Annotated in this window: 9 protein-coding genes and 2 pseudogenes; 4 read left to right on the plus strand and 7 right to left on the minus strand. The window is 72.6% G+C overall.

The window, feature by feature from the left end; translation table 11 throughout:
* The first annotated feature begins 29 nt into the window (after nucleotides 1-29).
* On the plus strand, nucleotides 30-365 hold the full coding sequence (locus GWK25_RS00220; protein WP_215447741.1) for an SCO4225 family membrane protein: 336 nt from the start codon (nucleotides 30-32) through the stop codon (nucleotides 363-365).
* Between the two features lie 94 nt (nucleotides 366-459).
* On the opposite strand, the gene GWK25_RS00225 is transcribed toward GWK25_RS00220, so the two are convergent.
* The 4 genes from GWK25_RS00225 to GWK25_RS00240 all read right to left on the minus strand — a co-directional run bounded on the left by GWK25_RS00225 (nucleotide 460) and on the right by GWK25_RS00240 (nucleotide 4,344).
* The gene (locus tag GWK25_RS00225; protein WP_184906030.1) at nucleotides 460-1,062 is read right to left on the minus strand and encodes a tellurite resistance TerB family protein; all 603 of its coding nucleotides are present in this window, start codon (nucleotides 1,060-1,062) and stop codon (nucleotides 460-462) included.
* Between the two features lie 171 nt (nucleotides 1,063-1,233).
* A complete protein-coding gene (locus tag GWK25_RS00230) occupies nucleotides 1,234-2,979 on the minus strand; it encodes a DEAD/DEAH box helicase (RefSeq protein ID WP_215447742.1) in 1,746 nt (581 codons plus the stop codon).
* Nucleotides 2,980-3,073: 94 nt separating this feature from the next.
* Nucleotides 3,074-3,277, minus strand: coding sequence for a cold-shock protein (locus GWK25_RS00235; RefSeq protein ID WP_005483357.1), 204 nt, complete (start codon nucleotides 3,275-3,277; stop codon nucleotides 3,074-3,076).
* Between the two features lie 272 nt (nucleotides 3,278-3,549).
* Nucleotides 3,550-4,344, minus strand: a complete 795-nt coding sequence (locus GWK25_RS00240) for a hypothetical protein (protein WP_215447744.1) — start codon at nucleotides 4,342-4,344, stop codon at nucleotides 3,550-3,552.
* Nucleotides 4,345-4,509: 165 nt separating this feature from the next.
* Here GWK25_RS00240 and GWK25_RS00245 point away from each other — a divergent pair, with 165 nt between their 5' ends.
* Nucleotides 4,510-5,457 (plus strand): hypothetical protein, encoded by a 948-nt coding sequence (locus tag GWK25_RS00245; RefSeq protein WP_215447746.1) that lies wholly within the window; start codon nucleotides 4,510-4,512, stop codon nucleotides 5,455-5,457.
* Nucleotides 5,458-5,728: 271 nt separating this feature from the next.
* On the opposite strand, the pseudogene GWK25_RS00250 reads toward GWK25_RS00245, so the two are convergent.
* Nucleotides 5,729-6,175: pseudogene (locus GWK25_RS00250) on the minus strand (amino acid permease); the annotation flags it as partial.
* Between the two features lie 193 nt (nucleotides 6,176-6,368).
* Between GWK25_RS00250 and GWK25_RS00255 the strand changes: the two are divergent.
* Nucleotides 6,369-8,912 carry a SpoIIE family protein phosphatase gene (locus GWK25_RS00255; protein ID WP_215447748.1) on the plus strand — a complete coding sequence of 848 codons (2,544 nt, stop codon included), beginning with the start codon at nucleotides 6,369-6,371 and terminating at the stop codon, nucleotides 8,910-8,912.
* On the opposite strand, the pseudogene GWK25_RS00260 reads toward GWK25_RS00255, so the two are convergent.
* Together GWK25_RS00260 and GWK25_RS00265 are read right to left on the minus strand one after the other, a co-directional pair.
* A pseudogene (locus GWK25_RS00260) lies at nucleotides 8,902-10,594 on the minus strand (IS200/IS605 family accessory protein TnpB-related protein). The gene GWK25_RS00255 and the pseudogene GWK25_RS00260 overlap by 11 nt on opposite strands.
* Nucleotides 10,595-10,830: 236 nt before the next feature.
* Nucleotides 10,831-11,493, minus strand: a complete 663-nt coding sequence (locus tag GWK25_RS00265; protein WP_308010868.1) for a DUF2637 domain-containing protein — start codon at nucleotides 11,491-11,493, stop codon at nucleotides 10,831-10,833.
* Nucleotides 11,494-11,776: 283 nt separating this feature from the next.
* On the opposite strand from GWK25_RS00265, the gene GWK25_RS00270 reads away from it, so the two are divergent.
* Entirely contained in the window at nucleotides 11,777-13,018 is a 1,242-nt protein-coding gene (locus GWK25_RS00270) for a serine hydrolase (protein ID WP_215447752.1), read from the plus strand.
* Nucleotides 13,019-13,043 lie beyond the last annotated feature (25 nt).

The raw sequence follows: 13,043 nt of genomic DNA on the forward strand, positions 1-13,043 counted from the left end.
ACCGGCCCCGAGACGACCAGGACCGCCCCATGACCGAGGAACCCACCCCTCCCGCGCCGGGCCGGCCGTCCGCGTCCCGCCGCCCCCGCCCCGGCGATCTCCTCGCCCTCGCCTACCTCGCGCTCTGCGTGGGTCTGCTGGTCTGGGCGATCGCGGCGAGCTCCGGCGACGGCTCGGACGGGTCCATGGCGATGGTCATACCGATCCTGGCGACGGCCCCGGTCGGCTTCGTGTGGCTCGCCCTGCCGGACGGGGCCGCGATGGCCGTCGTCGCCGTGGTGCTGGGCGGCCTGGCCAACGCGGCCGTCATCGCCTGGTGCGGCCGCGCCCTGCGCCGGGGCACCCGCCCGGACCCGGTTCCCTGAGTCACGGGAAGGCGCCCCGCGCCGCGTGGCTCGGCGGCTGGTGTCAGCCACGAAGGTCTGCCGGTGTGTCAGCCGCGCGGACCGGCGGCCGGTGTCAGAGGCCGAATTCCTGCGGGGACAGGCCGAGCGTGGCGCACGCCTCGCGCAGGACCTGCTCCTCCGTCTGCGCGATGTACCCGTCCGCGCCCGCCACCACGAAGCCGGTCTGGACGACCGCCCGCGCCTCGGTCGGCTTCTTCGCGGCCTTGGCGATCTCCGTGAGGGCCTCGGCCTTGCCCTGCTGGAAGTTGCGGGAGAGCTGGTCGACGTGCCGGTTGAAGCGCTGCCGCAGCTGGTCGGCGGGGAAGTTCTGCAGGACGTCGTTGTTGAGGATCAGCGACTCCACGTGCTGCCGCTCGGCCGGGTCCACGTTCCCGTCGGCGGCGGCGACCAGCGCGCACATCGCCATGCTGGCGTCCCGGTAGGCGCCGCTCTTCAGCTCCGTCTTCAGGGAGGTGAGCTGGGACTTGAGCGCGCTCACCAGCTGGGCCTTGGAACCGCCGGAGGACCGCCCGGACCCCGAGGACCTGCCGGCTCCCATGGAACCCAGCGGTCCCGCCCCCGGCTGCCCGTGTCCGTGTCCGCTGCCGCCCCGCGCGCCCTGCGCCTGCTGCTGCAGACCCTTGGCCTGGTCCTTGATCCGATCCCACATCGCCATGCGTGCCACCTCGGCTTCAGCCCGTGTCGTGCCGGTCGTTCCGGTCGTCCGCGTGCGTTCCGCACGTCTCCCTGTGAACGCCCGCCACCCCCGTAGGAGTTCCTCGTACGAGTCGAGCCACACCGCGCCGTGCGCCGAATCGTCCCGACGGGCTCAGCAGGCTGAGCGATCTCAGCGGCCGTTGCCCTTCGCCGGGGCGCGTCGGCGTCCCTGGGCGGACGGGCGGCCACGACGGCCGCGCGACGCCGAGGAGGGGCGGGCGGCCGGCTGCTGGGTGACCGGCGGGGTGAGGACGACCGGGACGCCGGAGGGTGCCTGCGCGCCGGTGATGCGGTTCAGCTCGGCACCGCCCGAGCGGACCGTCGTGGTCGTCGGGGTGATGCCGGCGACCGCCATCAGCCGGGTGACGTCACGGCGCTGGTGCGGCAGGACGAGGGTGACGACCGTGCCGGACTCGCCCGCGCGGGCCGTACGGCCGCCCCGGTGCAGGTAGTCCTTGTGGTCGCCCGGCGGGTCGACGTTGACGACGAGGTCGAGGTCGTCGACGTGGATGCCGCGCGCCGCGACGTTCGTGGCGACCAGGGCGGTGACGTCCCCGTCCTTGAACTGGCTCAGGGCCCGGTTGCGCTGCGACTGCGACTTGCCGCCGTGCAGGGCGGCGGCCCGCACGCCGACCGCCAGCAGCTTCTTCACCAGCCGGTCCGTCGCGTGCTTGCTGTCCAGGAACATGATCACGCGTCCGTCGCGGGCGGCGATCTCGGTCGTGGTGGCGTGCTTGTCGTCGTCCTCGATGTGCAGCACGTGGTGGTCCATCGTCGTGACGGCGCCCGCGGACGGGTCGACGGAGTGGACGACGGGGTCGTGCAGGTAGTCGCGGACCAGCCGGTCGACGTTGCGGTCGAGCGTGGCGGAGAACAGCAGCCGCTGGCCGTCGGGGCGCACCTGGTCGAGCAGCGCGGTGACCTGCGGCATGAAGCCCATGTCGGCCATCTGGTCGGCCTCGTCGAGGACGGTGATGGCGACCTGGTCGAGTCGGCAGTCGCCGCGGTCTATGAGGTCCTTGAGCCGGCCGGGGGTCGCCACGACCACCTCGGCGCCGCCGCGCAGCACGCTCGCCTGCCGGCCGAGGGACATACCGCCCACCACGGTGGCGAGCCGCAGCCGCAGCGCGCGGGCGTAGGGGGTGAGGGCGTCGGTGACCTGCTGGGCCAGTTCGCGGGTGGGGACGAGGACGAGGGCCAGCGGCTGCCGGGGCTCGGCGCGCTGTCCGGCCGTACGGGCCAGCAGGGCGAGACCGAAGGCGAGCGTCTTGCCGGAGCCGGTGCGTCCACGGCCGAGGACGTCACGGCCGGCCAGCGAGTTCGGCAGCGTCGCGCCCTGGATGGGGAACGGCTCGGTCACCCCTTCGGTCCGCAGCGTCTCCAGCACCCGTGCGGGCAGCTCCAGTTCGGCGAACGTCCCGACCGCCGGCAACGCGGGTGTGACGGTGACCGGCAGCGCGAACTCGCCACCGGTGGGAGCGGCTACGGTCCGCCCGCCGCCGCCCCGGCGACCACGGCCGGCCTTGGCCGCACCGCCGCGGGCCGAGCCGTTCTTGACGGCGCCGCCCTTGCCCTGGGCGCCCCTGGGGGTGTCCGCGCGGCCGCCGTTCTTGGCGGTCCCGGCGGCGCCCCCGCGACCCGAGGTGTTCCTGGAGGTGTCGCCCCGGCCGCCGGTGTTCTTCGCGGCGTCGCCGCGGCGCGGGGCGGTGCCGCCCGTCGCCGATCCGGCTCCGGCCGCACGGGAAGAAGCCCCTTGGTCACCCGCCCCCGCGCCGCGTGAGCGTGCGCGGTCGCCCCGGGCCGTGCCGGTGCGGGCGGAGCCCTCCGTACGGGACCGGGAGGAGCTGCTGCTGTTCGTACGAGCCGTGCGGTTCATGGGGACCTTCCTCGATGCGGCGGCGCCTGTCGCACACGAGCCGGGGCCCGCACCTTTCGGGCGCGGACCCCGGCTCATGCGTTACGCGTCAGCGTCAGGCGGGAACGATGTTCTCGGCCTGGGGGCCCTTCTGGCCCTGCGTGACGTCGAAGGTCACCTTCTGGCCTTCCTGAAGCTCACGGAAGCCGGAGGTGGCGATGTTCGAGTAGTGGGCGAAGACGTCGGGGCCGCCACCCTCCTGCTCGATGAAGCCGAAGCCCTTTTCCGAGTTGAACCACTTCACGGTGCCGGATGCCATGCTGAAACTCCCTTGATGCAGTGCCCGGAGCCCACACTGTGCGGACCCGGTGTCGCAGCAACGGTTCGACCCGACGGGAAGTTGAGAAAGTCCCGGAAAGCCCCGGAAACAACAAAGAGTGCTCGTCGACGGAAGGTCGAAGAGCACTCAGAAGCCTCTGGTAACCAAAACTGCCACTTCATGGCAAGGTAGCACAGGAGAGGGGTGCCCGCCGGGTGACACGACACACTCCTGCGGACACCGCTCGGTGAGAAGCCGGGATCGGCGACGGCTCAGCCCTGCGTCGGGGGAGCCGGGGGCTGGGCCGGCGGGAACGGTGGGGCCGGCTGAGCGGCGGCCTGTGCATCCGGCACTCCGCCGGGCGCGGACTGCCAGGGCTGTGGCGGCTGCGCGGGTCCGGGGAGGGCCGTGGCGGGGCGGCGGGTGCCGAGGACGGCGGTCACGGTCGCGCCGAGGGTCAGCAGGAACGCGACGGCCAGCAGATAGAAACCGGCGCCGAAGGTGGTGGTCCGGCCTTCCCCGTCCCACTGGGTGTCGTTGAACGCCTCCGTCAGCACCGACAGCGTCGTGCCGAGCAGCAGGACCGAACCCCCGACGGCGAGCGCGGGGCCCAGCGGGAGCCGGCGGCTGCGGCCTGTCAGCAGGAGCACGGCGGCCGCGACGGCGACCAGGGTGCCGAACAGCAGCAGAAGGCCGGAGAACTGCATGACCGACTCGGTCTCCCCGCCGATGTCCCCGCTGGAGTAGGACCACGGCTTCGCGACGGTCTCGTAGATCGGCTCCTCCCCCTCGCCGAGGTGCTGGACCGACTTGTCCAGCGTGGCGAACGAGGAGCCGAAGGCGAGGAGGGCGCCGAGGAGCAGCAGCGCGCCGGACGTACGGTCGGAGGCCGCCGCCGGGTCGCCCGGCGGGGAGGCGGGTCTGCCGTGGCCGACGGGCGGCGTGGCCGCGTACGGATAGGGGGCCCCTTGCTGCGGGGGCGGGGCCCAGCCGGGCACGGAGGCCATCGGCTGGTGCGGAGGCACGGGCTGACCCGTGTACGGGCCGGACTGCGTCGGTTCCGTCATCTTCCGATGATAGGGAGAGAAGATCGTGCGCATAAGGTGAAGTGCCCCTCGCGATAAGCGAGTTGGGGATACGATGCACGCCCTCGTCTGCCGGTCGGTATATCGGATCGACCTACGTCCATCTCGAATCATCACTGTGCGACCAAAATTCGTTACTCTCCGGCCATGGCACTCCTCGGTCGCCGACGCGGCACGACCAGACTCGCCCCCGAACTCGACGACGCGGATCTCGGGAAGGTCCGCAAACGTCTTGTGGAGAGGCGGAGTTCCGGCGGTCGCAGTCTCGCGGTGGCCATGGTCGAGCAGCTGCTGCGCGACAGCGGGCGTGACTGGGACCGCAGGGCCCACCGGCTGAGCGTCCTCGCGGAGTCGACCTCCCCCGCCCTCCAGCGTTCCTGGGCGGAGGAGCAGGGACAGGACCCGGACGCGCAGCTGCTGTTCGCGTGGGGTGTCCTGCTGCGGGCGGGGTACGAGGAGCAGCCGGTACCGGGGGAGACCCGGGAGGCGCTCGACGCCTGTGAGCGCGCCGCCGCGCTGCGGCCGGAGGATCCCACGCCGTGGGTGGTGCGGCTCGGTCTGCTGCGGCTGTGGCGCCGGCCGAGCCAGGAGGTCTTTCCGCTCTGGGACGAGATCGTCCGGCGTGACCCGTGGCACCGCGAGGCGCACTTCCAGATGCTCGGCTATCTCTCGCCGCGGGAGTGCGGCTCGCACGCGCAGACCGTCGACTTCCTGGACCAGGTGCGCGCGGGGACGGCGCCTACGGCACCGACGGCGGGGCTGGAGATCGCCGCGCTCATCGACCTCTACCAGGGCACGCTGGACCAGGGCGGTGTGGAGGCGCTCACCGCGGTCCACCTGTGGAGCCGGCCGAACGCGGTGGCGGCGCTGGACCGGGCGACGGCGGACTGGCCGCGTGCCGGGTATCTGACCCATGCGGCGGCCGTCGCCGACCTCAACCTGCTGGCGTACGCGTTGGTGCAGGCGAAGCGGGTCGGGGAGGCGGGGGAGGTGTTCCGGGCGATCGGGGGGCTGGTCACGGCGTATCCCTGGGCGCTGGAGAGTGGGGAGCCGCTGGAGACGTTCGGGGCGTGGCAGCGGCGCGCGGTGGGGTGACCGGGCACGGGGTGGGGTGACCGGGCGCGCATCGGGGTGGGGGTGCGGGTGCGTCGGCGGCCGCGGCCCGGTGGGGCTTCTCGCGCCGTTCCCCGCGCCCCTGAAAAGCAGGGGCTGCCCCCCATGTTTTTCAGCCACGCAGGGCCGTATCTTCCAGGCCCGCAGGGCCTGGTCTTTCAGGGGCGCGGGGAACGGCGCGAGAAGCCCCACCAGGCCCGCACCTGACCACGCACCCTCCCCGTCGCCCCACTCACCCGCACCCCGTCGGCCCCTACCTCCGGCTCGGTGGGTGCGAAAGCATCGGCATGGCCATCCCCGCCAGCAGCGCCGCCGGCACCGCCAACGCCAGCCACACCGCCGTTGTCGTGTCACCGCCGATGAGCGTGGTGAAGTTGGCGATGATCAGCCAGATCGCCCCGGCGATGCCGCCCGCGCCCAGCGCGGGGGCGATCAGTGTGTTCCACAGCCGCGTGTCGCCGGACCGCTCGTTGCGGAAGTACACGATGACCGACACCGAGGTCAGCAGGTACAGCAGCATGATCGCCAGGACGGCGAGACCGCTGAGCCAGGAGAAGAGCGTGAGGACGGGGTCCTTGCCGGCCAGCGCGAAGGGGAACACCAGCAGCGCGGCCACCCCGGTCTGCACGACACCCGCGAGCCACGGCGACCGGCGGCCGTTGAGCGAACTCAGCGAGCGGGGCAGCAGCCCCTCCCGGCCACGACATCCCTCGCCGCGCTCCTCGACCCGTTCCTGCGCCCCCGCTGACCGTCCGACGCGGAGCTGATGCCCACCGGGCAGGCGGGAAATAGTGTGAAAAGGATGTAGGCGGACATATCGAAGGTAGGGGTGTGGCCTCGGTGGGGTGCGGCCTCGCCGCGACCGGAGCCCGGTGAGAGCGAGGTGAGCGGACATGGAGCGGCGTGTCGTCGACGCATCGGGCGCGGGCTTGGGCCCGGACCCCGCCGGTGAGGCGTTCACCGCGCGGGCCACCGTCGACGAACAGGGCGCCGTCACCGGCTGGAGCGCCGGCGCCGAACGTCTCCTCGGGTACACCCCGACGCAGATCCTGGGCCTGCCGGCTGCCTCCCTGCTCGCGGAGCAGCCCCCGGCGGACGCACTCCCGGCCTTCTCCGACCTGCCGCGCTGGCACGGCACCCTGGTCCTCAGGCACCGCGACGGGCGCCGTCTGGAGGTCAGGGTGCTGGCGCACCACCGCACGTCGTACGGAGGGGTCCGCGACTGGTTCGTGGTCTCCGCCCTGACGGGGACGCTGTCCCGCCCCGGCGACGACGCGCTCGCGCTGCACGGCTTCCTCGACTCCCCCTTCTGCGCGACCGCGGTGCACGACACGGACCTGCGGCTCCGCGCCTCCAACCGCGGCTCGGAAGCGGCGCTGGGCCTGAGCGACGACGACCTGCGCGGGCTGCGCGTCTCGGAGGCCGTGGACGATCCCGCCATGCGGGAGATCGAGCGGCTGATGCGGCTGGTCCTGGAGACCGGCGAAGCGCAGTACCTGGAGAACCACTCGCGGGCCCCCGGGGAGACCCGCGAGCACGCCTGGTCGGTGGACATCTACCGGCTCCACGGCGAGGACGGCCGCGTCCTCGGGGTGGCCACCACGGGGCACGACGTGACCGAGCAGTACTGGGCCCGCAAACGCCTGCAGCTGATCGCCGAGGCGGGCCGGCGCATCGGCAGCACCCTCGACGTGCAGCGGACGGCGCAGGAACTGGCGGACATCGCCGTGCCGGACCTCGCCGACTTCATCAGCGTCGACCTGCTGGCCTCCCTCGACGAGGGCTTCACCCCGGTCCTCGGCGCGGCGGAGGAGTACGGCCGGACCCCGCGGCTGCCCGCGGCGGGCCACGCCCTCGCCCTGCGGCGGATCGCCCACCGGTCCGTCCGTCAGGGGACGCCCGAGGCGATCGTCGCGCCCGGCGAGGTCGACGAGTACCCGGACGGCTCGCCGCCGGTGCGGAGTCTGCGGTCGGGGCGTGCCGTGCTGTTCCAGCTGACCGAGTCCGCGATCGCCGACTGGGTGGCCGAGGACCCGCTGCGGGCCGACCGCATCCGCGAGTACGGGTTCCACTCGGCGATGACCGTGCCGCTCTCCGCGCGCGGCACCACCCTGGGCGTCGCCGTCTTCGCCCGCCACCGGCACCCCGACCCCTTCGAGCAGGACGACCTCGTCCTCGCCGAGGAGTTGGCGGCCCGCGCGGCGGTCAGCATCGACAACGCCCTGCGCTACACGCGCGAACGCGGCACCGCCGTCACCCTCCAGCGCAGCCTGCTGCCGCAGAGCCTGCCCGAGCAGGCCGGAGTGGAGGTGGCTTCCCGCTATCTGCCCGCCGGCGCCCGCGCCGGGGTCGGCGGCGACTGGTTCGACGTCATCCCGCTCTCCGGGGCCAGGGTCGCGCTGGTCGTCGGCGACGTCGTCGGCCACGGCATCCACGCCTCGGCGACCATGGGCCGGCTGCGCACCGCCGTCCGTACCCTCGCCGACATCGATCTGCCCCCCGACGAACTCCTCACCCACCTCGACGACCTGGTGGCCCGGCTGGCCACCGAGGCGGAGGCCGCGGAAGGGTCCGCGGGGACGGGCGACCGCGGCCGGGGCCGGATCAACGGCGACGCCGCGGCGGACGTGACCCCGGGGGTCGTCGGAGCGACGTGCCTGTACGGCGTGTACGACCCCGTCTCGCGGCGGTGCACGCTCGCGCGCGCCGGGCATCCGCCGCCGGTCGTGGTGGGCCCGGACGGCGCCGCCGCCCTGCTGGACATCCCGGCGGGGCCCCCGCTGGGCCTGGGCGGTCTGCCCTTCGAGTCGCTGGAGACGGAGCTGCCCGAGGGCAGCCTGCTCGCCCTCTACACCGACGGCCTGATCGGGTTCCGCGGCGGTGACGACGATGGCGCCCGCACCGACATCGACGACGGCATCACCCGCCTGTGCCAGGCCCTCGACACCCCCGCCGCCGGCTCCCTGGACGCGCTGTGCGACCGGGTCCTGGGCTCCGTACTGCCGGAGCGGCCCACCGACGACGTGGCCCTGCTCCTCGTGCGCCCCCGCGCCCTCGACCCCGGCCGGGTCGCCACCTGGGACGTGGCCGCCGACCCCTCGGCCGTCGCCGAGGCCCGCAAGAACGCGCTCGGCCGACTGGAGGCCTGGGGCCTGAACGACGCGGCCTTCGTCACCGAGCTGGTCGTCAGCGAACTGGTCACCAACGCCATCCGGCACGCCGAGCCGCCCGTCCGGCTGCGGCTCATCCACGACGAGAGCCTCATCTGCGAGGTCTCGGACGGCAGCAGCACGGCACCGCACATGCGCCGCGCCCGCAGCTTCGACGAGGGCGGCCGGGGTCTGCTCCTGGTCGCCCAGCTCACCCAGCGCTGGGGCACCCGCCCCACCCCGACGGGCAAGACGATCTGGACGGAACAGACCGTTCCTAAAAACTGAGCGGGAGTGAGTCCTGTCGCCAGGTCTCATGCTCGGCCGAACGCCCCGGACGGTGTTGGGCGTTCTGGTTGCCCGCGTTCGCTCCGCACCCGGGCGGCACGGATCGTGTCCGTGGTCCGGGGATACGGGGGCGGGGTCCCTCACGCCCGGCAACGCCTGGTCCGGCCTGGACGGTCCGATGCCCCACCGCATCGCTCCGGTGCTGTGGGGGCGGTGCCGTCCGTCGCCGGACCGGGTGCTGCTGGGCGCGCCTTCCGATCGCCACGGCGGCAGCCTCATGGCGAGTGGTCTTTCGGGTGGTGCTGGTGAGAGGCTTCTGCCAGTGCTGGGCGCCCCAGCGGCTGGTGTAGGCCGGGTCGACGGCGATGACCGTGATCCCCGTGGCGTCGCACATCGAGGCCAGCCGGGCGCGGAGTCTGCCGGTGGGCATGCCGGAGATCAGCTGCCGGAAGCGAGTGCGGCGGCCGTGTTCTCCCGGGTCTTCTCGGCGGCGAAGTCCAGGTCCTCCACCGCGATCGCCGTCACCCCGCAGGTGCGGGCCCAGTGCAGGAGTCGGGTCAGAGCGTGGCGGACCTGAGCGTCCCGGTGTTCGGCGGTGCCGGTCAGGTCGTAGGAGAAGCGGCGTGGGCTGCCGGTGGGGTTGCCGTGGACATCCAGGTGCCAGGCGGAGAGGTGGTCGGCGTTCATATCCACGCCGATCACTCCGTGCGCGAGTGCGGCCTCGATGGGGAGGGTGGGGGTGGGCGGGATCTGCCAGGACGCGGTCACATACCAGCGGTCCCGGCCCGTATCCAGGTGGATGCGGTAGGCGATCGCCCGGTTCGTTCCGACGCGGTCCGCCCATTCGGTGCCCCGGTGTGCGAACGCGACCCGGCCGGTGAGGACGTAGCGTCCGTGCGGGGCGTTCGCCAGATGCGCGAGCGGGGCGGGGAGCTTGATGCTGACCTGGCCGTCGGGGCTGATGCGGATGGTCTCGTTGCCGTGGCGCTTGCCGGACTCGCCGTCGGCCTGGCAGAACCAGCGCTCCGCCTCCCACCGCCCACGCCACGCGGACCCCGTCAGCCCGGCCGCCTCCAGATGGTGGCGGGTGCGGGCCAGAGGCTTGCCGCCGCGCACCACGTGCACGATCCCGGCCTCCCGGTCGGCCCGTGCGGCGGCCAGCCGGTCCTGCAGCACCCGCAGCCGCCGCGCCTTCGCATGCCACTCCTGCCGCGACCGATAGCCTCCCGGCGCGTTCTTCGTTCCCTTCTGCCCGACCGGCAGGGACAGCCGCTCCTCGATCGTCCGGATACCCGCTTCCAGGCTCTGGATGTGCGCCGACTGGCAGCGGCGGGCGAGCGCCCACTGGTCGTGCGTGGCCTTGGTGATACTGCCCGCCCAGCGTGACGACGAGGCGGGTGTCAGCTCCCGCTTGCGGACCGCCCACGCCTGCCCGGAGTGCGCCAGACCGTCCCGGCAGGTGTCAGCTCCCGCTTGCGGACCGCCCACGCCTGCCCGGAGTGCGCCCGACCGTCCCGGCAGCGTGCTCTGAGGTCCTTCGAAGCCAGCGACCCCAGATGCGCGCCCACCAGACGCAGCACCTTCTCATCGTCCGGCGTCAGCTGCTTCAGACGCGTCCGCACGGCCACACCAGACGGCCCGGACGCGACGAACGGCGCCGCGATGCTCCGCAGCTCACCCACCCCGCCACCCCCCCGCCCGGCCCGACTCGAATACCCCGTCGCCCTGGGCGACGAGCACCGCCCATGAAGGTCACGCATTCGATGGGAGAACGCCAGTGCCCCACCAAAAACGGCATCACAAGCCAGGAGCGCGGCACGACACACAGGCCATCCACACTCACCCCCACTCACCCGAACGCTCTTGAACGCACTCCAACGCCAGCAGTTCCAAACCCTCGGATGACGTGCGCGGCCGGCTACCGCCTGCCTTGCTTGGGGCCGGCGAGGGTGTCCGCGGCGTGCCGGGGGCCGGGCCCGGACGAGAACTGACCGACGAGTTCACGGAAACACACCAGCGCGGTGATGGGCGGAATTCCGACGATCGCCATGGCCAGCAGGGAACCCGGTGACTGGCCGATGCACAACGCGACCGCCGTGCCGGACGCGAGCAGCATCACCGCCCAGGACCGCCGGGCGGTGCGCTGTTGCACGGACGCCCGGAGAATCGACAGACCCGCCAGCAGCCACGGCCCGTAGACGGTCAGCGGCCACCAGCGCGCGAGATGCTCCGACACCACCAGCAGCGCGATGTCGCGCAGCTGAATGTATGAATAGGAGACGGACCAAAAAAGCATGGTCAGTGCGCACACGGCGATAGTCGTAATTAAGAGCGCGACGGGGACGATCCGGGGGTTCCTGGCGAAGAAGTGGGCCCCCGGTCGGGGCCGCCGCCGGCTGACCGGGCGACGCGGGAGGTCACGGACCTCCGCCAGCGTCGGTTCGGGCGCCAGGGCGTGCGTCGCGTACGCCATCTGGATCAGCTCGGCGTCCGGGTCCCATACGTCCGAAGCGGCGCGCGGGCCCGGCAGCCAGATGGGCTGGGTGTCGATCTGCTGAACCCCGTCAGGGTTTTGACCCACCGAATCATAATCGGTTCTCATTTTGAATCATGCTCCATGAGGGATCCGCTTTTCCGACCGGCACGAGGAACGCCGAGCCTGATTTTTGGCATTCGGGAGAATAGCGATCGGCGCTGATTTCCGCGAGGCGCGAACCGCGGTGAATGGCTGTTGAAACAGTGAAGTACCGATCGCATCCGAACGAGTGGACTCGCGGAACGTTGTACGGGGCAGAGGCAATGCCCAGGGCTCGGACGGTGACGCTTGCCCCTTCGAGACCCCGCTCCGGGAAAGGCGCCCCGACATGCGACGCACCCCCCTTGGCCGTCCGTTCGCCGCCGCGCTGCTGGTGGCGTCCGTGCTGGCCCCGATGGTGACGGCACCCGCGACCGCCGTGCACGCGGCGGCGGGCCGGTATGACGAAGACCGGTACGACAAAGGCCGATACGACAAGGGCCGGTACGACAAGAACGACTGTCCGCGCGGTGGTCTCGGCCCCGCACTGACCGCCCGTCTGGACCAAGCCGTCGAGGGTGTCCGCCGCGAGGCCGGCATCCCCGGGGTCACCGTCGGCCTGTGGATGCCGGGCCGGGGCTGCTACGTCCGGTCGACCGGCGTCGCCGACGTCGTCACCCGCCGGCCGATGACCCCCGACCTGTTCATGCGGATCGGCAGCGAGACCAAGACCTTCACGGCCACCGCGCTGCTGCGGCTCGTCGACGACCGCCGGGTGCGCCTGGACGACCCGATCTCCCGCTACGTCCGGGGCGTCCCGAACGGCCGCCGGATCACCCTGCGCCACCTCGCGCAGATGCGCAGCGGCCTCTTCCCGTACAGCGCCGACCCGGGCTTCGTGCAGGCCCTGCTGAGCGACCCGAGCCGCTCGTTCACGCCCCGGGAGCTGCTCGCGTACGCCTTCCGGAACCCGAACACCTTCGCGCCGGGTGAACGGTTCCAGTACTCCAACACCAACTTCGTCCTGCTCGGCCTGGTGGTGGAGAAGGTCAGTGGCACGCGCTTCGCCGACTACCTGCGCCGGCACGTGATCGGCCCGGCCGGGCTGCGCCGCACGCTGTTCGCCGAGGGCCCCGGGTTCCCCGAGCCGCACGCGCGCGGCTACACCAACCAGACGCTCAGCGGTGCGATCGAGGACGCCACGGACTGGAACCCCAGCTGGGCCTGGGCGGCCGGCGCGATGATCTCGAAGCTGCGCGATCTGCGCCGCTGGGCCGAGGTCGTCGCCACCGGGACCCTGCTCAGCCCGGGGACCCAGGCCGAACGGCTCCGGATGCTGCCGACCGGCCACCCGGGCACCGACTACGGCCTCGGCATCTTCGAGAGCGGCGGCTGGATCGGGCACAACGGCTCCATCCCGGGCTATCAGAGCGTCACCGTGCACCTGCCGGAGCGCAGGGCCACCCTGGTGCTGCTGCTCAACACCGACGTGACGTACCAGGGCCAGGAGCCGTCCTCGCTGGTTGCCCGAGCGATCACGCAGGTCGTCACCCCGGACAACGTCTACGACCGCCCGGCGCCCCCGCGCTGAACGATTTGCCGTGAATGCGCATGTA

The sequence above is a fragment of the Streptomyces sp. ATCC 21386 genome (assembly GCF_018728545.1).
Lineage (GTDB): Bacteria > Actinomycetota > Actinomycetes > Streptomycetales > Streptomycetaceae > Streptomyces.

What these genes read in the sequence shown, in the direction of transcription:
- GWK25_RS00220 (WP_215447741.1), top strand. Translation starts at nt 30, where the DNA reads ATGACCGAGGAACCCACCCCTCCCGCGCCGGGCCGGCCGTCCGCGTCC.
- GWK25_RS00225 (WP_184906030.1), bottom strand. Translation starts at nt 1,062, where the DNA reads ATGGCGATGTGGGATCGGATCAAGGACCAGGCCAAGGGTCTGCAGCAG.
- GWK25_RS00230 (WP_215447742.1), bottom strand. Translation starts at nt 2,979, where the DNA reads ATGAACCGCACGGCTCGTACGAACAGCAGCAGCTCCTCCCGGTCCCGT.
- GWK25_RS00235 (WP_005483357.1), bottom strand. Translation starts at nt 3,277, where the DNA reads ATGGCATCCGGCACCGTGAAGTGGTTCAACTCGGAAAAGGGCTTCGGC.
- GWK25_RS00240 (WP_215447744.1), bottom strand. Translation starts at nt 4,344, where the DNA reads ATGACGGAACCGACGCAGTCCGGCCCGTACACGGGTCAGCCCGTGCCT.
- GWK25_RS00245 (WP_215447746.1), top strand. Translation starts at nt 4,510, where the DNA reads ATGGCACTCCTCGGTCGCCGACGCGGCACGACCAGACTCGCCCCCGAA.
- GWK25_RS00255 (WP_215447748.1), top strand. Translation starts at nt 6,369, where the DNA reads ATGGAGCGGCGTGTCGTCGACGCATCGGGCGCGGGCTTGGGCCCGGAC.
- GWK25_RS00270 (WP_215447752.1), top strand. Translation starts at nt 11,777, where the DNA reads ATGCGACGCACCCCCCTTGGCCGTCCGTTCGCCGCCGCGCTGCTGGTG.